We start from the raw sequence: 6,000 nt of genomic DNA on the forward strand, positions 1-6,000 counted from the left end.
AAGATTATCTTCTCAATTCATTTGGATATATTATTTCTTCACGAAATCAACCAATTTCTGATACGTGAACAAGTAATCCTGTGCTTGTAATGGTGTATGGCATTGCACGCAATTCAAATCGTTACTTTTTGCAGTACCATCCGGATTGTAAACAGCAAATCCCCAGTCACCTGTACGATTTTCCTTCGGAAAAGCGGCATCCCAATTGCCTCTCTTCTCCATCACAGCAACTGCTGCCAGTGAATCAATTTCAAAGGTACCGTCACTGCCAGCAATGGGCTTGCCATCCGCACCTTTTTTTGGCGTATATATTTCCATAATCATGACAGCACCGGAGGCGCTCATATTTCCTTGTGTATAACTGGAAATCGCAACCTCGTTGGCATACAACTTAGCAACCTGTGTTTGATTCGCGCGATTCATGGTTGCATATTTTGTAAAAGTTTTTTCATAACCTTCTGGAAATTTAACGTGTTCAGGATCTCCTCCCGCATGACCGTAAAGTGGAGCTATGACAAGTACTGCGGCAACTGCTTTCAAAGTAAACTTCATATTTTTCTCCTTCTTAGATGTTGTTTCTGGATTTGGACTACTATCATACCGCATTCGATGAATATTGATGACTGGGTTACTATTTTCGTTCTGCTATTTTGCAAGATCAAGGACCAGCGTGATAGACAAATAAATGACCAACAACGCAAGTGCCAAATGGATCGTAAAACGCACAGGATTCTGCGCAACAGAGTCCACGAAGGTTTTATTCTTTCCTTCTCGTTTTAAGCGATCGTACTCGTCCCGCATTCTGACCGTTCGTGCATTTTGATAAGCATCGAGTAATGCTTTCGCCTTCTCAAATTGATCGTCATCGCTGAGCCATATTGCCGGCATTGATACCCCCCAGTTACTCGACGATGTTTCATAAAAATCAATCGCATTGTTGGTTAACAATTCACGCACATCATTTGCCTCATCATCGGATACGCCATTTAAACGGAATAAAATTTTTGCCATAGACGGTCTTTTCTTATGTTATTTTCTACTGTCGAAAGGTTTGTATCGCTAATTGATGCTATCTTCGCATCAAGTCTGTTGTCAAGTTATGAAAAATAGCCGGTACATAAACTACCCATTCACAGGTTAATCTGAGCAAATGAAAAAAACCATACTTATTACAGGATGTTCAAGCGGGATCGGTTACTGTGTGGCCAAAGCACTGCATGCACGGGGTTATCGCGTGTTTGCCACAGCCAGAAAACGGGACAGTGTTGAAATGCTGCTGGCCGAAGGTCTGGAAAGCTTCCGTCTGGATTTAACCGATTCAAACTCGATTCACTTTGCTTTTGAAGAGGTTATGCGTCGTACGGATGGTGAACTGTACGCCCTATTTAATAATGGCGCATACGGATTGCCGGGTGCCGTGGAAGACTTGAATCGCGATGCCCTACGCGCGCAATTCGAGACCAATGTCTTTGGCTGGCAGGAGCTCACCAATCTTGCGATACCGGTCATGCGCCGCCAAGGCTACGGAAGAATTATTCAGAACAGCTCGGTTTTAGGTTTTGTTTCCCTACCTTTCCGGGGCGCCTACAATGCTTCCAAATATGCCATTGAGGGGCTCAGTGACACGTTACGACTAGAGCTACGAGGCACTAACATTTACGTCAGCCTGATTGAGCCGGGGCCGATCGCCAGTCAGTTTCGCATGAATGCCGTCAAGGCACTGGCAAAATACATCGATATTGAAAACAGCTTTCACCGTGAAAAATATCAGGGTGTATTAACGCGCCTGAACAAGCAGGGTCCAGCCGTTCCCTTCACATTGCCGCCCGAAGCTGTACTCAAGCGAGTAATCCACGCGCTGGAAGCCACCAAACCGCAACCGCGCTATTATGTGACATTTCCCACTTATCTGTTTGGCATTCTCAAGCGCATTTTAAGCGCACGCGCATTGGATGTGCTGCTGGCCAAATCCGGGAATAATAACTGACCAGTTTCTGGTTACGGAACCAACGGTTTGGTTGAAGAGACCACACACAACTGAAGGACTTTCCAGGCTATATCACCCATGAATGAATCTCCCTTCAGGGATGCGTTGACCGTTGTGTCATCAATTTTTTGTAGCAACAGAGCAAATACGTAAACAGATTTGTCGTTTTCACTGCGCTGCGCGGCTGATAAAATTTCCGGGGCCGGATTGCCATAGATGAGAATAGCGTCGGGATTCGATGGCGCATAAGTCGAATAAGCGTTATGCAGATACCTTGTATCGTACGCATGAATCTCCGATGCTTGCATATCCGGATATTGCCGGTTTCTGAATTGGAGAGCCCGCATAAATGACCTTCCATCGGACTGCAGTTTATTCGCCACGCAACTTGCAAGCGCGGCATGCTCACCCACAAACTTTTCTTCAAAAAGTTGGGCTTTTTCTTTTGAGTCGGATAAGTTCGCACAGGCCGCTATGAAGAATACGGTTAACAACATAATCAATATCTTCATAACAAACACTCCCGAAAGAAATCAGAGCAACTCCGCAGGAGCAGTCTGATCTTTACAAAATGCTATCCATTGAAATAAACATAGGGTTTCATGGGAACTGAAGATTCTTTAAATTCCTTGTTTTCTTCTCTATTCTGATTTTTATCCCACCACATACTTCTTGCGGCCAATCGCTGTTCTTGCACATGCGGATTCTTTTCCAGAAATTCACGCATAAATTTTGTGTGTTCAGATTCGTAATTGTAATCCATAATTCACCCTAGGCTTATAATGCAAAAGCCGAACTTTAGCACAGACCTGATTTTCTATACAGCTCTGGTTTTTCAGTTCATCCTGTATTCACTCTGATTTTTACAGCAATGCTAGAATAGCAGCGAAACATTTTATAACCTGCCTAGAACAGACCCAACTTGAATATCTTTCATCAACAAGCTTCTCGCAAACTTATTTCTGGATTGGAAAACACTAAGCCATTCCGCTACATCGCCTGATGCTAGTTTTAGGCATTGAAACTTCTTGCGATGAAACCGGAATCGCACTCTTTGACACAAAACGCGGTCTACTGAGCCATACGCTCTTTTCCCAAATTGAAATGCATAGTGAATATGGCGGTGTCGTGCCTGAGCTTGCATCGCGCGATCATATCCGGCGTGTACTGCCCCTGATCAAGGAAACGTTGCTTGCAGCCAAATGTGGATTGCACGAAATCGATGCTATCGCTTATACGCAGGGTCCCGGTCTGGCTGGCGCCCTTCTGGTAGGTGCCAGCATCGGCGCTGCACTGAGTTTTGCACTAAAAATTCCTGCCCTGGGCATCCATCATCTGGAAGGGCATCTGTTATCGCCGCTGTTATCCACACCGGCACCGAACTTTCCATTCATCGCGCTGCTGGTATCGGGAGGCCATACGCAATTAATGCAAGTGGATGCGGTCGGACACTATAAGCTGCTGGGTGAAACGGTTGATGATGCTGCAGGTGAGGCTTTTGACAAAACCGCAAAACTACTCGGACTGGGTTATCCGGGTGGCGCCGCCTTATCAAAATTGGCCAAACAAGGCCGAGCAGGACGATTCAAGCTTCCGCGGCCAATGCTCAATAGCGGGGATCTCAATTTCAGTTTTAGCGGGCTAAAAACTGCGGTGCTCACCCTGATCAATAAACAGGAAATCACGCAACAAACCAGCGCGGACATTGCTTTAGCTTTTCAAGAAGCGATTGTGGAAGTATTAACAGAAAAATCACTGACCGCTTTATCACGGACCGGTCTTACGCAACTGGTTGTCGCCGGAGGTGTGGGCGCCAACGATCAATTACGTCAGAATCTCAGCAGCAAAGCATCTGCAAAAGGAGCGACTGTTTTTTATCCTGAGCTTGAATTTTGCACCGACAATGGCGCCATGATCGCTTTTGCTGGCGCAATGCGATTGCAAGCTTCGCCTGATAGAACCTGGTCACCGGCAAGCAGCTTCACCGTCAACGCGCGCTGGAATCTGGAAATGCTTGAAGAACCCGACAATTGATCAGGAATCGGGGGGTTTTTTCTCGCCGATACGGCCTTCTTTCCCCGCCAGCAAATTGACGATATTCGACCGGTGACGCCAGATCAGCAGCAGTGACATCGCCGAAACGGCCAGCGTCCCGGCTTTAAAACCCAGCAGGACGACGCTAAACAGCGGCGCCAATACCGCTGCGATCAAGGCCGACAGCGACGAAATGCGCCAGGTGAACGCAACCGCCAACCAGGTCGCCATCGCCAGTAACCCCAGCCACACATTCAAACCGAGCAATACGCCGACCGCAGTCGCTACCCCTTTGCCGCCCTGGAAACGCAAAAAAACCGGAAAAACATGACCCAGAAATACTGCCAATGCGGCGACAGCAACCCCTTCATCCCCAAGATTCCAGAGTGGCGCGTAATGTTGCGCCAAAGCCACCGCCAGCCAGCCTTTACCGGCATCACCCAATAGTGTCAAAACCGCCGCAGTCTTCTTGCCGCTGCGCAACACATTGGTCGCCCCCGGATTCTTTGAACCGTAGGTGCGCGGGTCCGGCAATTTAAAAATCCAGCTCGACACCACCGCAAATGAAACCGACCCCAGCAAATAGGCCAGCAAAGCAAAAACCAATATCGTCATGAGTATTCGCACCACCCGAACAAAATAGAATAGAATCCCGTATCGCTCACATCCGCAAGACTTCCGGAAGCTCCCGAATAACCCGCACATTTTAGCGCTTAATCACCAATGGATATTATTTTTCTGCACGACTTCAAAGCCAAAACCTTGATCGGCATCTACCCGTGGGAACGCGTGGTTCCGCAAACCATTCAATTGGACCTGGAAATCGCGTTGCCAACCAGCCGTGCATGCCAATCCGACAAAATCGAAGATGCTTTGGATTATGCGTTGATCATCGAAAGAATTAACGAAATTCTGGCAAATAGGCACTTTTCTTTACTGGAAGCATTGGCCGAGCATATCGCGCAGACCATCCTGAGCGAATTTCAATCGCCGTGGGTTAAGATCAGCGTTGCGAAGCTGGGAATTATTCGTGGAGTAAAGAAACTGGGGGTATGTATTGAGCGGAGTGCTGATGTCGCATCAGCGCAATAAAAACATAATTTGCACTGGCTCAAACTTGATCTGACAGTTTCAAAAATTAACCTGGATTGAATCTGATCTTTTACTGAGGCGAACCAAAAAAACCCGATGACATCTGGTACTCCAGCCATCCACCTTTTGATCTCATTGCTGCCACTTAGACTTCAGTTCTGATCGTTGTCTTCGCCTGGTGGCAGACAGTCTCGGATGTCGCACGACTCTTTATCCTGAAATGAATTCATCGGCAGCATTTTTGATAATTCTTGAGCGTACATCCTTGATGTACGGAATCTTCATCAATTCGTTGCGTTTTGCTTGCACGATGGAACCTACCGTAGGAAATTTCGGCCGGACTCGGTCCTTTAGTCGGTCGCTAACTGATAAACCATCTATAGATTCCTCTAGTAGTGTACTTACAATCGATGTGGCAATTATTTTGTTGCCGCATTCGCTACAGAATTTGGCATTCTGCGGTAGAGGAGCTGAACAAATTGAACAAGTTTCGCTCGGGAGCAAAAGTGAAGATAAATATGTCTGAATTTGGCTATCCGAGGATGAAAATTCACGATAATCCGTTACGCTTAGGCGTGAGATTGCATCTGCGGTTTTAGAAGTGTCGAAAGCCTTTTCAGTTGCCATAAGAGCTAAGTTAATCATGTATCGTGGGCCAGTACCGCTAGCAATCTTGACTGTTCCGAGTTGCGATACCATTCCAGAATAACAAAGGATATCGAGAGCCAACTTAAGATTCGGGGACATATCCCGCTGTACTCAGAAGTGTCCGGAGATTTAATTGAATAGATTCAGTTGGTTATTATTGTTCGACATGGTTATTTGCACATCGGTATTTTTAACCAATTGATCGATAGGTATTTTTTCGAAAAGAGTTAGGCTTAAAA

At 46.4% G+C, this 6,000-nt stretch carries 9 protein-coding genes; 3 read left to right on the forward strand and 6 right to left on the reverse strand.

Annotation, left to right across the window (positions count from 1 at the left end):
• Positions 1–30: 30 nt before the first annotated feature.
• The gene (locus QZ942_RS02455; protein ID WP_292993055.1) at positions 31–552 is read right to left on the reverse strand and encodes a cytochrome P460 family protein; all 522 of its coding nucleotides are present in this window, start codon (positions 550–552) and stop codon (positions 31–33) included.
• A 93-nt stretch (positions 553–645) separates the two neighbouring features.
• Positions 646–1,011 (reverse strand): DUF6164 family protein, encoded by a 366-nt coding sequence (locus QZ942_RS02460; RefSeq protein WP_292993056.1) that lies wholly within the window; start codon positions 1,009–1,011, stop codon positions 646–648.
• A 139-nt stretch (positions 1,012–1,150) separates the two neighbouring features.
• Here QZ942_RS02460 and QZ942_RS02465 point away from each other — a divergent pair, with 139 nt between their 5' ends.
• Positions 1,151–1,987: an SDR family oxidoreductase gene (locus QZ942_RS02465; protein WP_292993057.1), complete on the forward strand. Its 837-nt coding sequence runs from the start codon at positions 1,151–1,153 to the stop codon at positions 1,985–1,987.
• Between the two features lie 11 nt (positions 1,988–1,998).
• Here the strand turns inward: QZ942_RS02465 and QZ942_RS02470 are convergent, their stop codons facing one another.
• Positions 1,999–2,499, reverse strand: a complete 501-nt coding sequence (locus tag QZ942_RS02470; protein WP_292993058.1) for a hypothetical protein — start codon at positions 2,497–2,499, stop codon at positions 1,999–2,001.
• A 62-nt stretch (positions 2,500–2,561) separates the two neighbouring features.
• Positions 2,562–2,750, reverse strand: a complete 189-nt coding sequence (locus QZ942_RS02475) for a DUF3460 family protein (protein ID WP_292993060.1) — start codon at positions 2,748–2,750, stop codon at positions 2,562–2,564.
• A 239-nt stretch (positions 2,751–2,989) separates the two neighbouring features.
• Between QZ942_RS02475 and tsaD the strand changes: the two genes are divergently transcribed.
• A complete protein-coding gene (gene tsaD / locus QZ942_RS02480) occupies positions 2,990–4,021 on the forward strand; it encodes a tRNA (adenosine(37)-N6)-threonylcarbamoyltransferase complex transferase subunit TsaD (RefSeq protein ID WP_292993062.1) in 1,032 nt (343 codons plus the stop codon).
• Here the strand turns inward: tsaD and plsY are convergent, their stop codons facing one another.
• Complete coding sequence (gene plsY, locus QZ942_RS02485) at positions 4,022–4,642, reverse strand: glycerol-3-phosphate 1-O-acyltransferase PlsY (RefSeq protein WP_292993067.1); 621 nt, start codon at positions 4,640–4,642, stop codon at positions 4,022–4,024. It abuts the gene before it with no gap.
• A gap of 102 nt (positions 4,643–4,744) precedes the next feature.
• Here plsY and QZ942_RS02490 point away from each other — a divergent pair, with 102 nt between their 5' ends.
• Positions 4,745–5,113, forward strand: coding sequence for a dihydroneopterin aldolase (locus tag QZ942_RS02490; protein WP_292993063.1), 369 nt, complete (start codon positions 4,745–4,747; stop codon positions 5,111–5,113).
• A 210-nt stretch (positions 5,114–5,323) separates the two neighbouring features.
• Here QZ942_RS02490 and QZ942_RS02495 read toward each other — a convergent pair whose 3' ends face one another.
• Entirely contained in the window at positions 5,324–5,740 is a 417-nt protein-coding gene (locus QZ942_RS02495; RefSeq protein WP_292993064.1) for a zinc ribbon domain-containing protein, read from the reverse strand.
• Positions 5,741–6,000: the final 260 nt, after the last annotated feature.

Source organism: Nitrosomonas sp. (assembly GCF_021731985.1).
Lineage (GTDB): Bacteria > Pseudomonadota > Gammaproteobacteria > Burkholderiales > Nitrosomonadaceae > Nitrosomonas.